Here is a 21,571-nt window from a genome sequence, read left to right as displayed (position 1 = left end):
CTGGTCCTAACGGGCGGTGATGTCGAAGAGGGTGCTGAGGAGCTCGGACTGGAACTGCGGCGACTTCGCCACGCTGCGCGAGCGGGAGCCGCTCAGCACATAGGCGCGGTCGCAGAGCGAGGCGATCTCGTCGGTCTCGGCCGAGGCGACCACGATGGTCGTGCCTTCCGCCGCGACCTCCCGGAGGCAGCGGCGGATGTCGGCCTTGGCGCCGACGTCGACGCCCTGCGTCGGCTGCTCGAGCAACAGCACGGCGGGGCGCTTGGGGAAGATCCACCGCGCCAGCAGGTGCTTCTGGCGATTACCGCCGCTGAAGGTGGAGATGGGGGCTCGGCCGTCGGGGCCCTGGATGGCGAGGGCCTCACGCAGGGAGTCGTAGAGCTGTTCCCTGGTGCGCTTCGACGAGAGCTTCGAGTCGTGCAGCCAGGGCAGGAAGACATTGTCGAAGGCGCTCATGCCGGCCACCAGGCCGTCGCGTTCGCGATCGCCCGGCACGAGGTGCACGCCCTGCCGGATGGCTCCGCGAGGGCCGCTCACGGCGATGGCCGATTCCCGGAGGCGGGCGGCTCCGCGCGTGGCGCCGATTCCGTAGAGGGTCTGCAGCACGCCGAACTGTGTGCCGGCCGCCATGCCGAACAGGCCGACGATCTCGCCCGGGCGGAACTCGAGCTCGACCTCGTGCGAGACCGACAGCAGCACCGGCCCGGTGACCGGCTGACGCACCTCGTCGTCGAGGAGGGACTTGTCGCCCGCGAGAGCGGCCGACAGCGACTCGTTGGTGAAGCTGCCGACGGGGGCGTCGAGGGTGAGGCGGCCCTCGCGCAGCGCCACGATGCGCGTGCAGACGTCGATGATGTCGGGCAGTCGGTGTGAGACGTAGACGATGGTGGTGCCCTGGGCGGCGAGCCGGCGGATGATCTCGTGGAGGCTCCGGGTCTCGGCCTCACCGAGCGCCGCCGTGGGCTCATCGAGGAAGAGCACCTTGATGTCGCCGAGCATCACCGAACGGGCGAGGTCGACCATCTGCCGCTCGCCGAGGGAGAGCGTCTCCACCGGTTGGTCGAGTGCGATCTGCTCGGCGCCCAGCGAGTCGAGGGCGGCGCGGGCCGCCGCCTGGCGCTCCTTGCGGCCGGTCTTGGCACTGTCTCGGGCGAGGTGCAGATTGTCGAGCACGCTGAGGTTGGGCGCGAGCGCCGGCTCCTGGTGGATGACGGCGACCCCCTCGGCGGCGATCGACTTGGGGGTGCTGCCGGCGGCGAGGGGCGTGCCGTCGACGACGATCCGCCCCCCGTAGGAGCGCAGGGCCCCGGTCGCCACGTTGATGAGGGTCGATTTGCCCGCGCCGTTGTGGCCGAGCAGGCCGATGATCTCGCCCGCCCCGAACTCCACCGAGATCTCGCTCAGCACGGTGACGGGGCCGAATCTCACCTCGACCTCGTCGAAGGCGAGCCGGGCGGTGTCGGGTGGTGGGGTCATCGGGTGTCCTCTGGGATGGTGGCGACCGGGGCTGTCACGTGGGGAGTCGACTACTTCACGTAGAAGCCGTCGATGTTCTCCGGCGTCACCCGCTGGGCCGAGATCGTCACGTCCTTCACGTCGTCTCCGTTCGCCGCCGCGACGAGCATGTTCGCGTTCGCCTCGCCCAGCTCCTTGGCCGAGACGATGAAGCCGATGCGCCAGATGCTGTCGGGGATGCCGATGATGTCGAGGGTCTCGTTCGTCGCGTCGGGCGACCCGACCGCGTAGCCGGGGTCGTCTTTCGCCACGCCCGAGTCGAGCAGCGCTTGGTAGGCACCGGTCATGTTGTCGTTGCTCGTGCCGAGCCACACCTTGGTGTCGGGGTGGGCGGTGAGCTGCGCGGTCGCCGCGGCGTAGCCCTCGTCGCGCGAGACGCCGGGGAGGTTGTAGACCTTCACGTTCTTCGCGGTCTGCTCCAGCCCGTCTTTCAGACCGTCGGCCTTCTGCTTGCCGAAGTCGCTCGTCATGTCGGCGACGATGCCCACCGGCACCTCGGCGGCATCGGCGTAGTTCTCGTTGATCCACTCGCCGGCGGCCTCACCCACGGTCACACCGTCGGCGTAGCCGTCGACGAGCACGCCCGCGGTGACACCTTCCCAAGGGGCCGCGTAGGCGAGCACGGGGATGCCCGCCTCCTGCGCTCGCTGGGTGACGGGTACGATCGCGTCGGTCTGCACCGGGAAGCCCATGATCGCCTTCACGTCGCCGCGGGTGATCCAGCTGTCCCAGTCGTTCACCTGCTTCTGCACCTGCCACTGCGGGTCGTCGGTGAGGAACTCGTAGCCGGCGTCTTCGACGATCGGCCGCATGAACTTCAGCTCGTCGTTCCAGATGGTGATGTCCATGCCGGCGAAGCTCATCGCGACGGCCCCCTTGCCGCCCGCGTCGGTGGAGGAACCCCCCTCCGCGTCAGACGACGAGCTGCACGCGGCGAGGGTGCCCAGCAGGGCGACCGCGGTGGTCGCGGCGAGGATTCTTCTGATCTGCATGTGATTCTCCAGGGGTCGTTCGGCTGCGCCGGGCGCGCCGGTCTGCCCGGGCACGGGCGTGCGCGGGATCGATCTTCTGTGGTGCAGGGTGATGAGGTGTTACGGGTGTTCCGCGAAGGTCGCGACGGCTCTCGGGCTCGGGTCAGAGCGAGTAGTCGACGACCTTCTTGCGCCCCTTGGCCTGTGCGAGGGCGCGGATCTCGGCGGGATAGTCGCCGAGAGGGATGTGACCGTCGATCAGACGATCGAGCGGGAGCTTGCCGGCGAGGTACAGCCCGGCGATCTTGGGGAAGTCGACTGCGGGGTTCGACGAGCCGTAGTTGCAGCCGAGGATGCGCTTGTTCGCCGCCACCAGGGGCCAGGTGAGGAAGGGGACCTCGGCGTCGCGCGCGGGCATGCCGACGATGACGGCGGCGCCGCCGTTGCGGATGAGGTTCGGCAGGTTCGCCGAGGTGCTCGGGTGCCCGATGGCGTCGAAGGCGAAGTCGGCTCCGCCCTCGGTGAGCTCGGCGACCTTCAAGTTCAGCTCGGGGTCGTCGCCGCGGAACACGGCGGTGGCACCGAACTCCCGCGCCGCCTCGAGCCGGTCGTCGCTGAGGTCGACGGCGACGATCGGATGCGCGCCCGCGAGCTTCAAGCCCATGATGATCGACTGTCCGACGCCTCCGGCCCCCACCACGACTGCCGATTGGCCGGCCTGCACCTGTGCGGTGTTCAGCACGGCGCCGACGCCGGTGGTCACGGCGCAGCCGATGATCGCCGCCACGTCGGCGGGCACCTCGTCGGGCACCGGCACCACGGCTTCGCGGGTCATCAGCGAGTACTCGGCGTGCGTGCCGACACCGAGCAGCGGCCGTACCTCGATGCCGTCGGGTGCAGTGATCGGCGTCGTGCCGTCGGGCAGCACGTTGTCGATGGCCGAGGTGCTCACGCAGAGATACGGCTTGCCCGCGTCGCACTCCCGGCAGCTGCCGCAGGAGGCGTACCAGTTCACGATCACGCGCTGGCCGACCGCGAGGTCGTCGACGTCGGGGCCGACCGCCTCCACGCGACCGGCGCCCTCGTGGCCGAGCACGATGCGGTAGTCGAACGGCCACTCGCCGAGCACCACGTGCAGATCGGAGTGGCAGAGGCCGGAGGCTTCCATGCGCACCAGCACCTCGCGGCCAGCGGGTTCGCGCACCGTCACCTCGGTGACGACGGGCCCGGTCTCGGCGTCGTCGAACAGGATGGCGGAGTAGCTCGTGGTGCTCATCGGGAGGTCCTTCTCTCGGTCGGGAGGCGTCGGGGTTCAGCGGTGTGCGGTCAGCACGTGCTTGATGTTGGAGTAGTCGTCGAGCGAGTAGACCGACAGGTCCTTCCCCACCCCCGACGACTTGAATCCGCCATGAGGGGTCTCGGAGGGGATGTTCTGGGTGCAGTTGACCCAGACCGTTCCGGCATCGATCTCGATCGACAGACGGGCCGAGCGGCCCTGGTCTGCGGTCCACACGCTCGCGGCGAGGCCGTAGGGCGTGGAGTTGGCCAGCCGCACCGCCTCTTCCTCGCTGGTGAAGCTCTGCACGGTGAGCACCGGCCCGAACACCTCCTCGCGCACGATCTCGTCGTCGTCGTTCACACCGTCGATCACCGTCGGGTCGACGAAGAAGCCAGGCCCCGAACTCGTGCCCCCGGTGAGGATGCGGGCGTGCCTCGGCAGCCGTTCGAAGAATCGCAGCACGCGGTCGAGTTGGGTCTGGCTCGCCACCGGGCCGTAGAAGGCGGTGGTGTCGTCGGGGCCGCCGGTGCGCAGCTGCTTCGTGGCCGCGAGCAGGGCGTCGACGAAACGATCTTTGACCGTGGCATCGACGAGCACACGCGCCTCGGCGGTGCACGACTGGCCGCCGTTCCAGAACGCACCCTCGGCGATCTGGCGAGCAGCGTAGTCGATGTCGGCGTCGGCGAACACGACGGCAGGCGCCTTGCCCCCGAGTTCCAGGTGGAGCCGCTTCACGGTGGGTGCCGCAGAGCGCATCACGTCCGACCCGGCGCGGGTGCTTCCGGTGAGCGACACCATGGCGGGTCGGTTGTGCTCCACCATCAGCCGGCCGGTGTCGCGGTCGCCGAGCACGACGTTCATGACACCGGACGGCAGGGCGATGTGGGCCAGCTCGGCGAGGATGACCGATGAGGTCGGGGTGGTCTCGGCCGGCTTCAGCACGACCGTGTTGCCCGCGGCGATCGCCGGCACGATCTTCCACACGGCCATCATGAACGGGAAGTTCCAGGGAGTGATCTGGGCGATCACGCCGATGGGCTCACGGCGGATCGAGGAGGTGAGACCCACCGCGTACTCGTTCTGAGCGGCTCCCGGCACGACCCGGAGGGCGCCGGCGAAGAAGCGGATGTTGTCGACCGCGCGACGGAGCTCGAAGTCGAGCGTGGCCTGCCGGGGCTTGCCGGTGAGCAGCACCTCGGCCTCGAGGATGCGGTCGATGTTCTCCTCGATCAGCGAGGCTAGGTGCAGGAGACGCTCCTGGCGCTCGCGCGGGGTCGTGCGGCGCCAGCTCTGCCACGCGGCGGCGGCGGCCTCCATGGCCTCATCGACCTCCGCCGAGCGGCTGAGCGTCGCCGAACCGACCCGCTCCCCCGTGGCGGGGTTCACGAGATCGGTGGTCAGTTGCCCAATCGGGCGCACGACGCCATCGATCACGTTTCCCACAGTGAGGTCCACGGGTTCTCCTTATCGTCTCTGCTCGTCACGCGAGTATTCGATGAGAATAGAATCCAGCTGCGGAGGGCATCAATAGACCATCCGTGCGATTTACCGAAGGCACGATATGCACTTGCACAATGAACTCGACACCGAGACGGGCCGCGGAATGGCGGAGGCGTTGCGCCCGACGCTCCTCCCCCTGCTCGAAGACCCGAGCGTGCTCGTCGACGAGTTCATCCGCGAGTTCCACAATCTGCAGGGCTACGAGTCGGCGATCGTCGGGGAGGTCGACCTGCGCGAGAGCAATCATCGTGCGGTGGAATACCTCATCCGCACCCTGCTGCACGCGAGCATGCCGGCCGACCTCGTCGACTTCCCCATCCAGCTCGGCCGCAAGCGCGCCAGGCAGGGTGTTCCGTTCAACGCGCTGAGCCGGGCGGTGCGGCTCAACTTCAGCGTGCTGTGGCGCTACATCATGGCCCACAACCTTCCCGCCGACGAGCTCTTCCTCACCTACTCCGCCGAGTTCTGGAAGACACTCGACCTCTACGTCGAAGACGTGCAGGCCTCCTACCTCGACGAGGCGAACGCGCGCGGCCGCAATTCGGCCCAACTGCGCGACGACCTGTTCCGACTGCTCATGCTGAGCGGCGGCGGCGATCGTGACGCGGTGCGACGACTGAGCGCCTCGCTCGGGGTCGACCCCGGCGCCCAGTTCAGGGTCGTGCACGCGCGTCCGGGGCGCGACGGCGAAGTGCTCCGGCTGGGGCAGCAGCTCGAACGCCAGGGCATCCGCGCCATCTCGCACCGCTTCGACGAGGTGGCCGTGCTGCTCGTCGTCGTCACCGACGAGTCTCGCGACTTCGCCGCGATCCGCGCGGTCAACCAGCTCGATTGTTCGGTGAGCCCCGTGGCGCACGGTGTCTCCCAGCTCCCCGCCGCCATCGAGTTCGGGCGCGCGCTCGCCGACGTGCGGCCGCACACCGCCTCGGGCTCCTACGGCATGACTCTGGGCTGGCCGCGGGTGCTCGTGTCGGGGATGGGCCGTATCGGCGAGATGTTCGCCGACGAGGTGCTGAGCGCGCTGCTCGAGCTGCCCGAGGCCGAGCGCGAGGTGCACGTCGAGACGGCGCGGGTCTATCTCCGCACCGGGTCGGTGGGTGACACGGCGAAGACCCTGTTCTGCCACCGCAACACCGTGGTGAACCGGCTGAACCGCATCCGGGAGCTCACCGAGCACGACCTGTCGGTGCCGCGCGATGCGGCGGCGTTCATCCTCGCGCTGGAGTATCGCGGCTTCGAGGTGTGAGCGCCGTGGAGCCGGTGAGCCACATCAGTGCGGCAGTTCGTCGAGCACCTCGTCCAGCGCCGTGAGCAGCCGGGCGGCGTGCTGCGGCTCGAACACGAGCGGCGGGCGGATCTTCAGCACGTTGTCGTAGCGGCCGGATGCGCTGACCAGCACACGCTTGCCCCGCAACCCGTTGACGATGGCGTTGGCGAGCGCCGGGTGGGGGTCGTGGCCGTTGCCGACGTCGGGGTCGACCAGCTCGACGGCGAGGAACAAGCCCTCCCCGCGCACCTGACCGAGGCGCGCGTCCTGTCGCGCGAGCTCGTCGAGACCCTGCTTCAGCGCGGAGCCGCTGAGCTCGGCGTTCCCGCGCAGATCGCGCTGGTCGATCTCGTCGAGCACGGCCTGCGCCGCGGCGATGCTCACGGGGTTGCCGCCGAAGGTGTTGAAGTAGCGCACGTCGCGCCCGAAGGCGTCGAAGATGCGGGAGCGACCGACCACCGCCGAGATGGGGATGCCGTTGCCCATCGGTTTGCCGAGCACCACCAGGTCGGGTTCGACCCCGTGACGCGCGAAGCCCCACCACGCCGAGCCGAGCCTGCCGAAGCCGGGTTGCACCTCATCGGCGATGTAGAGACCGCCGTGCCGTCGGGCCACCTCGACCGCAGGAGCGAGCACTCCGGCCGGGTGGGTGACCAGGCCGTCGCTCGACAGCACCGAATCGACGATGAGGGCCGAGAACCGGATGCCCCGTCGCTCGAGCTCGGCGATGCCCTCCCCCACCCGACTCGCGAACAGGGCGGCCGCCTCACCCTCGCCGCTCGGATCGCGCAGAGGGTCGGGTGCCATGACGGTGACCACATGCGGGGGCAGCACGTTGTGGGGGCCGAGGCTCGGAGAGATCGCCGCCGATGCCTGGGTGGTGCCGTGGTAGGCGTTCGAGGTGATGACGACGCCGTGCGCACCCGTCACGTGCGCGGCGACGCGCAGCGCCAGGTCGACCGCCTCGCTGCCGGTGCAGGCGTAGATGACCTGCTCGAGGTGGTCGGGGAAGAGATCGAGCAGCCGCTCGCTGTAGTCGACGACCGAGTCGGTGAGGTAACGGGTGTGCGTGTTCAGCCTGCCGAGCTGTGCTGCGACCGCCTCCTGCACCCGCGCATTGGAGTGGCCGACGGCCGGCACGTTGTTGTAAGCGTCGAGATAGTCGGCACCTTCGGGGTCGAAGAGCAGCGCTCCTTCGCCCCGGCTCAGCTCGACCGGCCGCTGGTAGAACAAGCGGTAAGGGGCTCCGAGCACCTTCTGGCGTCGTGCGATCAAGGCCGCCGTCTGGGGCCCCAAGGGCACCCCGGCAGACGGGTCGTAGCTGTTCACCATGTGCATCGTTCTCGCTGCCGCCACCGCATCCTCCTCGTATTGGTCACCAATCATAGCGATTGGTGACCAATATCCGATACCCTGACGAACGTGGCCTCCTCATCACTCACACCGCAGCAGAGCGCGCTCCCACCGGAGCAGACGGTGGCGTCTCACGAAGCCGTGAACCTCACCGCGGCCGAGGTCGGTGATCTTGTCGAAGACCTCTACGGCGTGCGCGGCGCCCGCGTCACACCCCTGGGCGCAGAGAGTTCCGCGGTGTGCCGGGTCGACGAGCGCGACGGGGGCTCCCTGGCCGTCAAAGTCTTCTGGGCCGACGACCCGACGGGCGCGGCGGCCCGGTGGCAGCACGAGGTGGTCGACCGACTGTCGAGGCAGGGCCTACCCGTGGCCCGCCCGAAGCGGTCGCGGGCTGATTCCCTCACCGCCGAGGGTGCCACGAGGAGTCGATCGGTTCTGGTGCAGGTCTCGGAGTGGCTGACCGGCGCACCCCTGGAGGAGGTGCCGTTCAGCAAGGAGCTGCTGCGGAGCGTGGGGCGCACGGCCGCCCGGCTACAGACGGCGCTCGGCCGTGAGCAGGCACCCACAGGCCTCGTCGGTCACGATTGGGAGATCACGGCCGCGGCCACGACGATCGAGCGTTCGATGGAGCGCATCCGAGCGCGCCGAATGCTGTCGCAGAGCGCACCACCGCTCTCCGCTCCGGCCGAGCGGCTGGAGCGCGTGGCGGAACGCGTGATCGACCTGATGCAGGCAGAGGTCGAGCCACGCCTGGGTGCGATCCCCCGCGCGGTGGTGCACCACGATCTGCACGACTCCAATCTGCTCGTCGACCGCTCCTCCCCGCACGAGATCACGGGCATCCTCGATTTCGGCGACATGCTCACGAGCATCCGCATCTCCGAGCCGGTGATCGCTGCCGCCTACGCGGCGCGCAATACCGACGACCCGGTCGCTGCCGTCTCGACCGTCCTGCGTGGGTGGGCGGAGAGCTACCCGATCTCCGCCGAGGAAGACGCGGTGGTGCTCCCCCTCGCTGCCGCCAGGCTCGCCACCAATGCCGCCGTCTGGACCTCGCGGCTCACCGGCGCACGCGCGGCCTACGCGGCAGCCCGCCTCCACGGCTCCCTCGAGACCGCCGAACTCCTTCTGCGCGCCGCGGAGGAGCGATGGAGCAGCGGCACGTCGCCGTGACAGGGCGGGCGGGGCCCGGCTTTAGGAGCCGGGGATGACGAGCCGCCCGAGCAGCGCCCGCTGACGCCGCAGCACGTCGATGAGCGGAACGTCGTCGCCGCCCGCCAGCCAGAGCGCGAGCGACGTGTCGAAGAGCGCGGCGGCGACCGCCGCCGTCAGCGCCGCCTCCTCGGGCGAAGCGCCTCGGGTGCGCAGCGCCCGGTCGATCGCGTCGGTCAGCACCGCCGACTTCAGGCGTTCGCGCTCGCGCAGCTTGGGCTCCGAGTCGACGACGGCGCGGCGGGCGCGCACGTCGCGCTTCCAGTCTTCGAGGTCGCCGCTCGCCACCGTCTCGAGCCCGTACAGGGCGAGTGCCATCGGCGCGAGACCCGTCGGCGCGCCCTCGAGCACCCCGGCGACGACCGTGGGCAGTTCGCGTTCGCGCAGGAAGAGCACGTCGCGCTTGTCGGCGAAGTGCCGGAAGAAGGTGCGTGTGGTGAGGCCGGCGCGAGAGGCGATCTCGGGCACCGTGGTCTGCTCGTAACCCTTCTCGGCGAACAGCTCCATGGCGGCGCGCTCGAGGCGCAGAGCGGCGTCGGGGGCCCAGCGAGGCATGGCTCAACCATAGCCGATGGCACGACGTGTCATCAGTGCTATCGTGATGGCACGAGATGTCATCAGAGCATCCGTGGAAGGAATCCCCGTGTCGACGAACTCCGCCGCCTGGCTGCCCGAGGCCCGCTCCGACGTCGTGGTCGGCCCCGCCGAGATGCCCGTGCCGGGCCCGGGCGAATTGCTCGTGCGCACCCGCGCGGTGGCCGTGAACCCGCTCGACGACGTCAAGCAGTGGACGGGGAACCTCATGTACCGCTGGCTCCCCTACCCCGCCGTGCTCGGCGAAGACGTCGCGGGTGAGGTGGCCGCGGTGGGCCCCGACGTCACGCGGTTCGCTCCCGGCGACCGCGTCGTCGCCTACGCCGTGGGCATGGAGCGCGGCACGAGGCACCGCGCCGAAGGAGGGTTCCAGTCGTTCGTGGTCGTGCGCGAGGGCCTCACCGCGCCCCTCCCCGACACGCTGGCCTTCCACGACGCCGTCGTGCTCCCGCTCGCCGTCTCCACGGCGGCGACCGCCCTGTTCCAGCGCGATCACCTCGCTCTCCCACACCCGACACCCGCACCGGTGGGCGGCCGGGGCACCGTCGTGGTCTGGGGCGGGTCGACGAGCGTCGGGAGCAATGCGATCCAGCTGGCCGTCGCATCCGGCCACCGGGTCGTGACCACGGCCTCACCGCGCAATCACGAGCGGATGCGCGACCTTGGCGCCGATCTCGTCGTCGACTATCGCGACAGCACGGCCGTCGACCGGCTGAGCGAGGCGTTGCGGGGCGACGAGGTCGTGGGCGTGCTGGCCGTGGGCACCGGGTCGGGCGCAGCCGCTGTCGCCCTCGCCGCGGCGACGGGCGCCCGTCGGGTCGCCCTCGCGAGCCCGGCCGTCTCGTTCGCGTCACTCCCCCGGCGCGGCGGCCCCAGCGTCACCGCCGCGCTCACGATGACGCGCCTGGGCGCCTCGACCGCCCTCACCCAGCTCACCGCGCGGCGGCACGGCATCAGCGCCCGCTTCGTGTGGGGCAGCGCGCTCATGACGAACGAGGTGGGCCGGATGCTGTGGCACGACCACCTGCCCCGAGCGCTCGCCGACGGCACGCACCGCCCCGCTCCGGAGGCCGAGGTGGTCGGCGAGGGGCTCGAGTCGATCCAGACGGCCCTCGACCGCCTGCGCGCCGGAGTCTCGGCGAAGAAGCTCGTCGTCGTGCTCTGACCGCGGGAGGAGCGGCGGGCGCCGACCGGGCGCCCCGGATAGGGTCGGCGGGGTGAACCGCACGATCGTCGCCCGTCCCCTGTCCGTTCTCGCCTGCGCCTTCGCCGTCTCCGTCTCCATCGCCCTGAGCGGATGCTCTGCGAACGCGGGCGCACCCGCTACCGAAGAAACGGCGCCGAGCGAGCAGAGCCCGGCAGCCGAGGTGCCGTGGGAGGAGGGCACCGGCCCCGTCGCCGCCATCGAGTTCGAGCTCGACGGCACCGCGACCACCCTGATCGGCACCTTCGAGCCCGGGGGCCTGCTCTCCTGCTCCGGCGATCTGGCGACCGTCGCGAACACGTCGCCCGCCCCCGGCCTGGGTGCGACCTTCGCGACCGACGGCGGTCCCGACGTCTACAGCTGGGTCGTCGGCGACGACCTGGTCGCCCAGTTCTCGGGTGAGGGATCGGTGCAAGCCGAAGAGGGCTCGGACGGGTCGACGACCTACACCGTCGTCGGGGCCGAAGGACGAGCATCCGTTCTTCCCCGCGACCCCGCCGCCCCGGCGATCGGCGACTACGACATGTCGGGCGCACCCCAGGTCGACGCGATCTCCTCGTTCACCGTCACGTGCCCGCCCGCCTGAGCAACGCGCCATCCTGGCGAGCGCCGGGCGGGCGCCAGGCGGGCGCCGCGCGGGGCCAAAAGGTGTCGATCGGGTCTCGAACGCGATTCGGGGCGGCGGCCGAGGCGACTCGGGTGTTCACTTGACGCAACGACGAGAAAGCAGCCCAGTGAACTCCTCACTCCAGCACTCCGCAGACGACCTCGTCGACGCCCTCACCGAACTCTGGAACGCCGAGGTGCAGCGGCGCCGCGAGATCACCGAGCGCACGGGTCTCTCGGCGAACGACGAACAGGCGCTCGAGCACATCGTCGACGCCTCGCGGGCCGGCGAAGGAGTGAGCCCCAAGTCGCTCGCGGCCGGCATCGGCATCACCAGCGCGTCGATCACGGTGCTCATCGACCGCCTCGAACGACGGGGACTCGTCACCCGCGCGGTGAGCCCCTCCGACCGCCGAGCGCTGTCCCTGCACCCCACCCAGGAGGGCGCGTCGCTGGTGGAGTCGGCACGCGGCCCCGGCACCGATTTCGTCGGTGTGCTGAAGCGGATGGGTGAGGCCGAACGCGAGTCGGGCATCCGTTTCCTGCACGCGCTGAGCTCGGCCATCGGGCATCGGGCCCCCTAGTCGGCTCCTCCCGTCCTTTAGCAGAACCGGGAGTGCCCTGGCAGTCCCCTTGCGGTGCACGGATGCGGGAGTGGGCTGGTCAGCAGCCCCGGCACCCACGGTCGTGGGCTCGCGAAAGGAGCCGTGAGACATGGCACGAGACGACGACAAGGCCCAGCTGGGCGCCCGCCTGAACGGCGAGCGCGACCACCGCGACCCCGACGGGCTGCTCACGCTCGACGACGTGACGACGGGCGCGCCGGGCGACGCCAGCGGCGACGGCGGAGCGGCAGCAGGCGGCGGGGGTACCGAGCTCACCGACTCCGCGAGGCGCCGCATGACCTTCCCGCCCCGCCCGGGAGCCTACAAGCGATGAGCCGTCCCCTCCTCGACGACTCCGTGCGGCTGATGCTCCACGGCTACGGCCTCGGCTCGCGCGTGTGGTCGCGGGTGCGCCCCGGAGCACGCGCTGCACCCATGCGTCTGCTCGGGGACGACGCCCTCCTGGTGCGCGGCGCCGACGCGGTCGAGCTGTTCTACGACGAGTCACGCGTCGCCCGCCACGGCGCCATGCCGGCCCTCGTGCAGGAGACGCTGTTCGGCCGCGGGTCGGTGCACAGCCTCGACGGCGACGAGCACCGGCACCGCAAGGCGACCTTCGTCGACGTCGCCTACGAAGACGAGCAGGTCGCAAGGCTGACCCCGCTGTTCGAGACGGAGTGGCGGGTCGAGCTCGACGACTGGGAGCGCGGCGGCGACCGCAGTGCCTACGACGCGGCGGTGGGTGTGTTCGGCCGGGCCGGGATGCGCTGGGCGGGCCTGCCGGGAACGCCGGCCGCGAAGACCCGCTGGGCGACGCGGCTCGCCCAGATCGTCGACGGCTTCGGAGCGCCGTACTCCCCCGAGTACCTGCTGGCCTACGGCAACCGGCTGTGGTCGGACACGCACGCGAAGCACCTCGTCGAGGCCGTGCGCACCGGCGCCCTGCACCCCGCGGAGGGCACCGCGCTGCACGCCTGGGCATGGCACCGCGATCGCCGAGGCGACCTCCTCGAGGCGCGTCTCGCGGGCGTCGAGCTGCAGAACAGCGTCCGGCCGCTGATCGCGGTCGCCCGCTTCGTCGCCTTCGCGGCCAAGGAGCTGCACGACCGACCCGAGTGGCGCGAGCGCATCGCCCACGAGACTGCCGAGCGCGGCGCCCTGGTGGGCGGGCCGCTCGCCACCGCGTTCGCGCAGGAGATCCGGCGCACGGCGCCGTTCGTGCCGCTGCTGCCGGGCTGGGCGCTCGCCGACCTCGAGGTCGACGGGCAGCGGCTGCCGCGCGGCGGGCGCCTCCTGCTCGACATCCTCGGCACGAACACCGACGAGAGCTCGTGGGAGGCCGCCACCGCGTTCGACCCCGAGCGGTTCGTCGGCGTCGACGACTACGAGGCCATCCCGGTCTTCATCCCCCACGGCGGGGCGGAGGTGCCCACCGGCCACCGCTGCCCCGGCGAGAAGCTCGCCATCGCCGGCCTCGCCTCCGCGGTCGCCGCACTGAGCGACCCGCGGGTCACCGTGCTCGACGAGGGGCTGCGGGTGAACCGCCGCCGCCTGCCCACGAAGCCCGCCTCAGGGGGCCGTGTGCGCGCATCCGGTCCGCCGTCACGCTGCCCCTTCCACTGAGTCGGCCGCTCCCTCCGTGCCCGGCCGACCCGAGGTCGGGCGCGGCGCCGGAGGGCGGCCCGACCACCAGACGTAGAGCGACGCCACGGCGAGCACCCCGGCGGCGATGAGCGCCCACCACGGGAAGGTCGGGATCTCGGGGCGCTCGCCCGCGCCGTCGAGATCGCTCTGCGGGGTCGGGATGACCCGCTCCCCGGTCACCAGGATGCGATGGCTGTTGACCCCGAGGGGCGTGCAGGTGACCAGCGTGATGAGGTCTTCGCCGACCACGGGCACGAGCGTCTCCGTCTGGGTGGGTTCGACGACCCGGGTGTCGACGACCCGGTAGGTCAGCACCTCCCCGAACACCTCGATAGTGAAGGTGTCGTCGAGCGCGACGCGGTCGAGGTGGGTGAACAGCTCGGAGGTCGCGAGGCCCCGGTGGGCCGTGAGGATCGAGTGCGTGGTGCGCCCGCCGACGGGCACGGCGGTGCCCTCGAGGTGGCCCACGCCGTGGTCGAGCACGTCGTCGCTCGTGCCGTGGTAGATGGGCAGGTCGACGGCGATGGAGGGGATCTTCAGCCGCGCCATCAGACCGTTCTCGTCGGCGTGCAGGATGGCGGCGTAGTCGCCGCCCTGCTCCGGCTGCTCGGCCAGCGGGAGGCGTTCGTCCGCGGCGACGTTGGCACCGTCGCCGGTGAGCTGGGCGTTGTAGGCGCGCGCCTCGTCGAGTCGCTGGCGGAGGGTCTCGACGCTGAGGTCGGCCACGTCGTCGCTCAGCTCGGTGATGCGCTGCGACTGCTCGTACTGGCTGAACCAGGAGACGATCGTGGGGAATAGGAGCAGACCCGCCCCGATGACGGTCACCACGGCGATGGCGAGCGGCACCTTCGGCAGGCGCCAGCGCCGGCTCCGCCGGAGTGCTCTCCGGGTGACGACGTCTTCTCCCGCACGCGGCGGAGGTGGGACGCCGTCACGACGCCCCACCTCCGCTGTCATGTCCTCAGCCTAGCTACGCGAGCTCGCGCGCCGCGGCTGCCCGCTTGCGCGAGACGACGACCGCGGAGCCCAGGGCGAGCACGAGCAGCGCTCCACCCCCGAGACCGAACCAGAGCCCGCCGTCACCACCGGTGAGCGGCAGCAGGAAGTTCGCTCCCGACACCTGGGTGTGGTTGAACTCCACGTAGTTCTGCACAGGCGGCACCGTCGAAGTCGGGCCCGCGACCACGACGGCCTGGATCGGGTTCGACTGCGGCAGGTTGAAGCCGGCCGGCGGGGTGATCTCACGCACGTAGTAGTTGCCCGGCGTGACGATCGGGATGACGACCAGACCGTTGGCGCCCGTGGTCCAGTTCTGCTGACCCGCGATGAAGATCGGGTTCTGCTGCAGGTTGGCGTCGTTCTGGGTGAGGTACACCTGGTAGACGGCGCCGGCCAGCGGCACGCGCGGGCTGCCGTTGTTGCTCTCGTAGGCGAGCACCGTCAGCTGGCCGATCGGGGTGGTGCCCGTCACGGTCTCGGTCGCGCCGTTGATGGTGGCGGTGGCGCTGTTGACGATGAGGCCGTTGGCCGGGATGGTCACCGCGCGGGTGAGCACGTTGAACGACACCACGCCGCCCTGCAGGGTGGTGAGGCGCGTCAGACCGCCCGGGGTGAAGGTGAGCGTCGAGGTCGACGCCGTCGTGGTGATGGTGTAGTCGGTGCCGAGCACGAAGTTCTGCGCGATTCCCGCGGCGCTCGTGACCGTCACGGTCGTCGGCGACACACCGGCGGGCGGCGTCTCCACAAACTCGAGATCGGTGGGCACCGAGTCGGCGAGCGAGAAGTTCGTGATGGTGTCACCGGCGGCGAGGGTCGGGATGCTCGACGCGATGGCCCAACGGATGAGGTCGGGGTTGCGCGCCTCGGCGGAGTTCGCCGGTGCGGGAACCCGCGTCTTCGTCAGCTCGGTGACCGCGTTCTTCGGGTAGACGTGCACGTCGTAGATCCACTGGTTCGCCGGGGCGCCGACGGGGCCCGTGGGCAGCGGCAGCGACACCAGGAACGGCGCGGTCGGGTTGGTGGCGTCGGCCGGGAGCACGGTCTCCTGCACGTAGTACAGACCGATCGGCATGCCGGTCGGGTACGTCGCCGGGTCGACCGTGAAGTTCGCCGTGCCGTTGGCGGCCGACGGGGTCGAGGTGAACGACGTGGTGCTCAGCCGGTTCGCCGCCGTCGCCGGCGTGAGGTTGGTGGCGATCGTCCAGCCTTCCGGCGTGGTGAGGTCGACGCCGGCCACCTGCGTCGCGGTGAACACCGCACCCGGCAGCGGGGTGCCGAGGTTGGTGGTGGAGGGCAGCTGCTGGCCGGTTCCGGCCACCGCCCCGTTGCCCGGGCCGAGGGCGAACTTGTGCACGGTGAGCGTGCGCTGCTGCGTGGAGTCGATGTTTCCGGGGAGGATGACGGCTTGGGCAGGCGCGACGGATACGATCGCCGCGCCGGCGGCAAGCACGACGGCCCCGATCGCGGCGGTGATCCGCCTGAATGCGGGTGAGGACATGAGGTTTCTCCGTTCGGTGAAGAGGGGTGATGACACTGCTGGTTGGTGGAACATGGGTCCGGTCACGATGAGGCGCTTCAGGCGGTGCTCCTTCGTGCTCGGCGACGCCTGTGCCAGACGGCAAGGGCGAGTGCGAGGGCGAGCACGGCGAACCCCGAGACGAGGTACGCGTCGGTGCTCGGTCCGCCCGTGAGGGGCAGGGCGGTGGGGGCGACGGGCGCGTTCACGAAGCGGTAGATCGCGGTCTGGCCGGCGGCGGGCGCGGTGACGGTGGCGTTCGTCACCGGCGCCCACGACCCGTCGGCCTGCCGCAGTTCCAGCCGCACCTGGCGGTAGGCGAGGCGGGTTCCCGACTGGGCCAGCGCTTCGCTCAGCGTGTAGCTGTGCCCGGGGCGCACGTCGAAGGTGCTGGCCGGGTTGCCGGCAGGCAGGTAGTCGGCACCCGCGACGGTCCTCGCCGTCAGCCCCGCGAGGGTGGCGGGGGTGGCGGTGAGGTTCCAGGTCGAGGGCTGGAAACCCGTCGAGGGGTTCTGCACGTTCTTCAGCAGGGTGACGGATGCTGTGGCGTTCGTCACGGTGCAGGTGACGGCGGTTCCGCGGGCGAGTGACACGTCGCCCGCCGCCGACACGGGAACGGTGCCGCCGGTCGCGGTGACGCAGGCCCACTCCCCGACCTGCACGTAGGTGGCGGGGCCACCCGTTTCGCTCAGCCGGTACGGCGTCTCGGCCGAGACCTGCACGGCACTCAGGGTGCCGCTGCCGCCCGCGCCGGTGGGGCCGGCGAGCGCAGCGGTCGTGCTGCGGGTGGCCTGCAGCTGCCACGACGACGGTGCGGCCGTTCCGTACGAGACCGTCTTCACCAGGCTGAGCGTCGCAACGGCGCGGTTGGTGAAGGTGCAGTCGACGGTGTTGCCAGGGGCGATCGTGCCGGTCACCGCGCGCACGGCGTAACCGCTCGAGTCGAGCGCAGCACTCGCATCCGTCGTCGTGCTCACCGCCGTGCCGCGGGTCACCGTGCAGCTCAGGCTGTCGAGCCTGAACCCGGTGAGCTGGCGTTCGAGCACCGAGAGGTTCGCGGCGCCCGTCGCCGAGCTGAAGATGACGAAGAACGAGGCCGAACCGGTGGCCCCCGTGACGCCCTCCGAGCGCCCGGCCGCGGTGCCGGTGCTCGACGGGTCGATGGGGAGCACGACGGTGCCCGCGCCGGCGGAGGTCACGGCCGCCCCCACCGTCCACCCGGCGCCCGGCTGCGGGTTGGCGCCCAGGCCGTCGACGAGGCTCTTCCTCACCGTCACCTCGGCCACGGGTTGGGCCGTGTTGTAGATGGTGCAGGCGACCCCCACGCTCACCTGGTTCGGGATGGTGACGGTGGCGGTGCGCGTCGAGTCCATGCGGCTCGACACGAGGCGCACCCCGTCGGCCCAGCACTCGTAGATGACCGTGTAGGTGGCCGGCACCGCGGTGGTCGTGCCCAGCGTCGTCTGCAGCAGCTCCGAGATGGTGACGATGGTGTTGACGGGAAGCGGAACCGGGCCGACGCTCGCCGTGGTGCCGGTGGTTCCCGTGAGCGCCGACGCGACCTCCGAGCCGCCGACCGACGCCGCCACCCGGAAGTTGTGCGCCTGACCTGTCACCCGGCTGAGCACCGACTTGCTGAGCGAGAAGGTGGAGGGCGACGCGCAGGTGGCGAGGTCGGTGCTCGGCACGGCGTCGGTGCCGAGGATGACCGTCGGGGTTCCGGCGATCGCCGTCCAGGTGGTGGGGTCGAACTGGTAACCGTTGGTGCCGGTGCCGACGAAGGCGGTGCCCCGCGGCGAGAAGGCGAGGCCGTTCAGGGGGCCGGCGCCGATGCCGCTCAGGGTGCGCTGCGTCGACGCGGTGGCGGCGATCTCGCTGCCGGCGGGTGCCGCCGCGAGAACCGGGCCGGCCACGCTGAAGAACTGCGCATCCGTGCCGTCGCTGCGGAGGATGTGCAGGTTGCCCTTCGCGTCGAACGCCATGTCGCCGTTGCCGGCCGAGTTCGCGCCGGTGTTCACGTAGCCGAGCAGCGTGAAGATCGGGTTCGCCGTGGCCCCGTTGAAGCGCCAGAGGTTGATGCGGCCGACGTTGTTGACCACGCTGGTGGTGCCCACCACGTAGGCGCGAGCCACGGGGTCGAAGGCGCCCATCGTGATGGAGGCGGGCACGCCGAGTGACTGCGCCGTGGCGAAGGCGGTGCGCGTCGCCGAGAGGGTACCCGACGCGGAGATGCTGTAGATGATGACGCCCGTCGCCGTGTTGGTGTTCGTCGCGCTGCTGCGGGTGATGGCGTAGGCGGTGCGGCCCTCGACGTCGATGGCGAGGGAGTTCGTGTTGGTCACGCCCGCCGGGCCCGCGGCGATGACCGTGGCGGTAATGGCCGAGGGCGAGCTGAGGACGTTGGTCTGCGTGAGCGCGCCATCCGACCGCACACCGTAGAGGTAGGCGCCGTCGCAGTAGAGGCTCGGCACCGCCTGCGCCGTGTTCGTGAAGGTGCAGACGATGCTCACCCCCGCCTCGTCGGGGATGGTGAGGGAGCCGGAGACGGAGGTGCCCCGGGCGATCACCGTCGTGCCCCGCGTGCACTCGTAGGTGGAGGTGTAGGTGCGCAGCTGGGCCGACGTCACCACCGACTCGGCGACCGTGTACGTGGCGCCCCGGGTGACCGAGACGGGGCCCACCTGCTGGGTCTGCACGCCGAGCGCCGAGCCCGTCGTGGTGGCGCTCGCCACCTCGGTCGACCCCGAGAGGAGCGCGAGACGGAACTGGTCGGCGGGCTGCGCCCGGCTCACCACGTTCGTGCGCACGGTGACGGTGGTGGGCGGCTCGACGGTGAGGCTCGCGGTCTCGGGGGCGTTCAGCACGGTGCTGACGGTGGAGGGGCCCGCGGTGTAGGTGCCCCCGGTGCTCGACACCACGTTCACCGTCACGGTGCAGCTCGTGGCGCCCGCGGCGAGGTCGCCGCCGACCACGGCGATCGTGCTCGCCCCGGCGGCGGCGGTGACCGCGTAGGCGGTGCCCGTGGAGTTCACGCAGGTGCCGCCGACGGCCGGGGTGGCGGCGACGACGAGGCCGCTCGGCAGGGTCTCGGTGAAGCTCCAGTCGCTCTTGGCGGCGAGCTCGGAGGTGTTCGTGACGGTGAACGTGAGGGTCGACGGCACGCCGGCGGCGACGGTGGTGGGGCTGAACTGCTGGTCGAGGCTCGGGGTGGCGTCGAGCAGACGGAGGTTGTCGAAGGAGAAGTCGTTGCCCGCGGTCTCCGACTTCTGGTTCACCAGCCGCACCCGGGCCGACGCGGCCTCGGCCGGCGTGAGCAGCACCGCGGTGTCGGTGAAGAAGCGGCCGGCACGGGTGGAGGGGCTGCCGGTGCCCCAGGGGTCGGTCTGGTTGTCTGCCGGGAAGACGTTCGAGGTGTACCGGCCGTTGGTGACGTTGCAAGCGACGATCGGAGCGGCGGTGAGCGGCCGCGCCGTCGTGCCCGTGACCAGACTGAGGTCGAGCCGGGAGTTGTTGTTGAGACCGCCCGGGCGCAGAGCGCAGGAGTCTTCGGAGACGTCGATCGACATCGAGTAGTAGCGAGCCGTCGACGGGGTGGGTGTCACGCCGACGGCGGCCACCGACTCGAGCACCACCTGGTTGGCGGCCTGGGTGCCCTGGGCGGCGCTCGTCATCGCGGTCACCGAGTGGTTCGCGCGAGTGGTGGCGGTCGACCCGTTCACCGGCGTGGTGTCGGTCGCGCCGCCGGGGTTCACGGCGCCGGCTGCGGCGTTGGTCTGCACCTGGCCCAGCACGTCGGCCATGCGGGCGACCTTGAAGCGGGCGGCGGTGGCTTCGCCGAGGGTGCAGAAGGGGGTGGCGGGGAAGGTGGCGTTGTAGTTCACCACGACGCCGTTGCAGTTGTTCACGTTGAGCCAGAACGCCGAGCCGGTGTAGCGGTTCGTGGCGTACTGGTCGACCCGCACGGGGGTGGTGGCGACGCCCTGTTCGAAGGTCTCGATGAAGACCTGCACAGGGGCTTCGGCGGTACCGGCGGCAAAGGTCGAGAGGTCGTCGGACTGGCGCGCGGATGCTTCGGGCGGGTCGTTCGCGGAGGGCTCGACGGGCGGCACCGGGGCGTCGGTCTCGGTGGGTTCGGCGGGCGCGGGCGTGTCGGCAGGAGGGGTGGGCGGTGCGGTCGTGGGCAGGTCGGAGTCGGGCTGGTCGGAGGGCGAATCGGTCGGGTCGGTCTCGGGGGCGGGCACCGCATCCGTCTCGGGGGCGGCCTCTCCCCCCGGCTCGACACCGGTCTCGGGTTCGGCGTCGGGCTCCGTGCCGGGCGCGGGCTCGGTGCCGGTCTCGGGTTCGGTGCCGGTCTCGGGTTCGGTGCCGGTCTCGGGTTCGGTGCCGGTCTCAGGTTCGGTGCCGGTCTCGGGCTCGGGTGCGACGGCGGTGCCGACCACCTCGTCGTGCGGCGGGACGGACGGTGAGGCGGCCGACGGCTGCACCGCGCCCGGTGAGAGCAAGGTGCCCACCAGCACGACGGCGACTGCTCCGGTCACGGCGACCCGCAGCGACGCCTTCGTTCTCCTGGGGCGGTGACGCCGGAGGAGGCTGACGATGGAGCTCATGGTTCTCGCAGTGCAGAAGAGGCGGCCAGGCGTGCGTCAGCCGTCCGGCACAGCAGTGACGCCTGTGCAGCACGAAAACGATGACCCCGAACCCCGGTGTCGACACCCCCCCAACAGGGCTGACTTCACAAAGATAAAAGAGGCTCACCGATGGGACAAGATCCCGACTACTGAGATCCGGATCGAATTTCGACACGTGTCTGAAAAGTTCAGTAGTGTCGACTTCGACCGCTGTCTGGCATGGCGGAAGAACGATGTGATATTCGGTCTTCCTCTCTCCTCGGGCCGGCTGCCGGCTGTCTAAGATGGCGGCATGACGGTCACGGGAATCGGTGGGGTGTTCTTCCGCAGTCGCGATCCGGAGGCCCGGGCCGCCTGGTATCGCGAGCATCTCGGCATCGAGTCGGGCGGTGAGGCGGTGTGGAACCAGGAGGCTGGGATGACCGTGTTCGCGCCGTTCCCCGCCGACAGCGACTACTTCCCGGCCGAGCAGTCGTTCATGCTGAACCTCCGCGTCACCGAGCTCGACGCCCTCGTCGAACGGCTCGAAGCGGCCGGCATCGAGGTCGAGCGCCGCGCCGACTGGGAGACCGACTACGGGCGCTTCGTGCGCCTCCACGACCCCGAAGGCCTGCCCCTCGAGCTGTGGGAGCTGCCGGGGTAGCGACGGTCGGCCGCACGCCTCGCCTGACGCCGCAT

17 protein-coding genes are annotated in these 21,571 nt (G+C 70.8%); 8 read left to right on the top strand and 9 right to left on the bottom strand.

The features are described 5' to 3' along the window. Window positions 1-6: 6 nt before the first annotated feature. The 4 genes from HL652_RS07355 to HL652_RS07340 form a co-directional block, all read right to left on the bottom strand. A complete protein-coding gene (locus HL652_RS07355) occupies window positions 7-1,476 on the bottom strand; it encodes an ATP-binding cassette domain-containing protein (protein WP_171704727.1) in 1,470 nt (489 codons plus the stop codon). A 50-nt stretch (window positions 1,477-1,526) separates the two neighbouring features. Next, window positions 1,527-2,507 (bottom strand): sugar ABC transporter substrate-binding protein, encoded by a 981-nt coding sequence (locus tag HL652_RS07350; protein WP_171704726.1) that lies wholly within the window; start codon window positions 2,505-2,507, stop codon window positions 1,527-1,529. A gap of 142 nt (window positions 2,508-2,649) precedes the next feature. Further along, window positions 2,650-3,762, bottom strand: coding sequence for an alcohol dehydrogenase catalytic domain-containing protein (locus HL652_RS07345; protein ID WP_171704725.1), 1,113 nt, complete (start codon window positions 3,760-3,762; stop codon window positions 2,650-2,652). 36 nt (window positions 3,763-3,798) lie between these two features. Further along, window positions 3,799-5,220 (bottom strand): aldehyde dehydrogenase family protein, encoded by a 1,422-nt coding sequence (locus HL652_RS07340; protein ID WP_171704724.1) that lies wholly within the window; start codon window positions 5,218-5,220, stop codon window positions 3,799-3,801. Window positions 5,221-5,332: 112 nt separating this feature from the next. Between HL652_RS07340 and HL652_RS07335 the strand changes: the two genes are divergently transcribed. After that, the gene (locus HL652_RS07335) at window positions 5,333-6,511 is read left to right on the top strand and encodes a PucR family transcriptional regulator (RefSeq protein WP_171704723.1); all 1,179 of its coding nucleotides are present in this window, start codon (window positions 5,333-5,335) and stop codon (window positions 6,509-6,511) included. Window positions 6,512-6,535: 24 nt separating this feature from the next. Here HL652_RS07335 and HL652_RS07330 read toward each other — a convergent pair whose 3' ends face one another. Continuing rightward, window positions 6,536-7,888: an aspartate aminotransferase family protein gene (locus HL652_RS07330; RefSeq protein WP_253743711.1), complete on the bottom strand. Its 1,353-nt coding sequence runs from the start codon at window positions 7,886-7,888 to the stop codon at window positions 6,536-6,538. A 66-nt stretch (window positions 7,889-7,954) separates the two neighbouring features. On the opposite strand from HL652_RS07330, the gene HL652_RS07325 reads away from it, so the two are divergent. Beyond that, the gene (locus HL652_RS07325; protein ID WP_171704722.1) at window positions 7,955-9,058 is read left to right on the top strand and encodes a phosphotransferase; all 1,104 of its coding nucleotides are present in this window, start codon (window positions 7,955-7,957) and stop codon (window positions 9,056-9,058) included. A 21-nt stretch (window positions 9,059-9,079) separates the two neighbouring features. Here HL652_RS07325 and HL652_RS07320 read toward each other — a convergent pair whose 3' ends face one another. Beyond that, complete coding sequence (locus HL652_RS07320) at window positions 9,080-9,652, bottom strand: TetR/AcrR family transcriptional regulator (RefSeq protein WP_171704721.1); 573 nt, start codon at window positions 9,650-9,652, stop codon at window positions 9,080-9,082. An 88-nt stretch (window positions 9,653-9,740) separates the two neighbouring features. Between HL652_RS07320 and HL652_RS07315 the strand changes: the two genes are divergently transcribed. The 5 genes from HL652_RS07315 (at window position 9,741) to HL652_RS07295 (ending at window position 13,729) form a co-directional block, all read left to right on the top strand. After that, window positions 9,741-10,856 (top strand): zinc-binding alcohol dehydrogenase family protein, encoded by a 1,116-nt coding sequence (locus tag HL652_RS07315; protein WP_171704720.1) that lies wholly within the window; start codon window positions 9,741-9,743, stop codon window positions 10,854-10,856. A gap of 52 nt (window positions 10,857-10,908) precedes the next feature. Further along, window positions 10,909-11,481, top strand: a complete 573-nt coding sequence (locus HL652_RS07310; protein ID WP_171704719.1) for a hypothetical protein — start codon at window positions 10,909-10,911, stop codon at window positions 11,479-11,481. A gap of 148 nt (window positions 11,482-11,629) precedes the next feature. Continuing rightward, window positions 11,630-12,085 carry a MarR family winged helix-turn-helix transcriptional regulator gene (locus HL652_RS07305; RefSeq protein WP_171704718.1) on the top strand — a complete coding sequence of 152 codons (456 nt, stop codon included), beginning with the start codon at window positions 11,630-11,632 and terminating at the stop codon, window positions 12,083-12,085. 130 nt (window positions 12,086-12,215) lie between these two features. Continuing rightward, entirely contained in the window at window positions 12,216-12,440 is a 225-nt protein-coding gene (locus HL652_RS07300) for a hypothetical protein (RefSeq protein ID WP_171704717.1), read from the top strand. After that, complete coding sequence (locus HL652_RS07295; RefSeq protein WP_171704716.1) at window positions 12,437-13,729, top strand: cytochrome P450; 1,293 nt, start codon at window positions 12,437-12,439, stop codon at window positions 13,727-13,729. The genes HL652_RS07300 and HL652_RS07295 overlap by 4 nt, the downstream gene beginning before the upstream one ends. Here HL652_RS07295 and HL652_RS07290 read toward each other — a convergent pair. From HL652_RS07290 to HL652_RS07280, 3 genes are all read right to left on the bottom strand, one after another. Next, a complete protein-coding gene (locus HL652_RS07290; protein ID WP_216604035.1) occupies window positions 13,709-14,707 on the bottom strand; it encodes a class C sortase in 999 nt (332 codons plus the stop codon). The two genes, HL652_RS07295 and HL652_RS07290, sit on opposite strands and share 21 nt — an antisense overlap. Window positions 14,708-14,720: 13 nt before the next feature. Further along, window positions 14,721-16,247 (bottom strand): SpaH/EbpB family LPXTG-anchored major pilin, encoded by a 1,527-nt coding sequence (locus tag HL652_RS07285; RefSeq protein WP_171704715.1) that lies wholly within the window; start codon window positions 16,245-16,247, stop codon window positions 14,721-14,723. Between the two features lie 77 nt (window positions 16,248-16,324). Continuing rightward, complete coding sequence (locus tag HL652_RS07280) at window positions 16,325-20,872, bottom strand: DUF7933 domain-containing protein (RefSeq protein WP_171704714.1); 4,548 nt, start codon at window positions 20,870-20,872, stop codon at window positions 16,325-16,327. A 313-nt stretch (window positions 20,873-21,185) separates the two neighbouring features. Here HL652_RS07280 and HL652_RS07275 point away from each other — a divergent pair, with 313 nt between their 5' ends. Continuing rightward, window positions 21,186-21,536 carry a VOC family protein gene (locus tag HL652_RS07275; protein WP_171704713.1) on the top strand — a complete coding sequence of 117 codons (351 nt, stop codon included), beginning with the start codon at window positions 21,186-21,188 and terminating at the stop codon, window positions 21,534-21,536. Window positions 21,537-21,571 lie beyond the last annotated feature (35 nt).

Source organism: Herbiconiux sp. SALV-R1, assembly GCF_013113715.1.
Classification (GTDB): Bacteria; Actinomycetota; Actinomycetes; order Actinomycetales; family Microbacteriaceae; genus Herbiconiux.
This window is presented reverse-complemented; position numbering and strand designations above follow the sequence as displayed.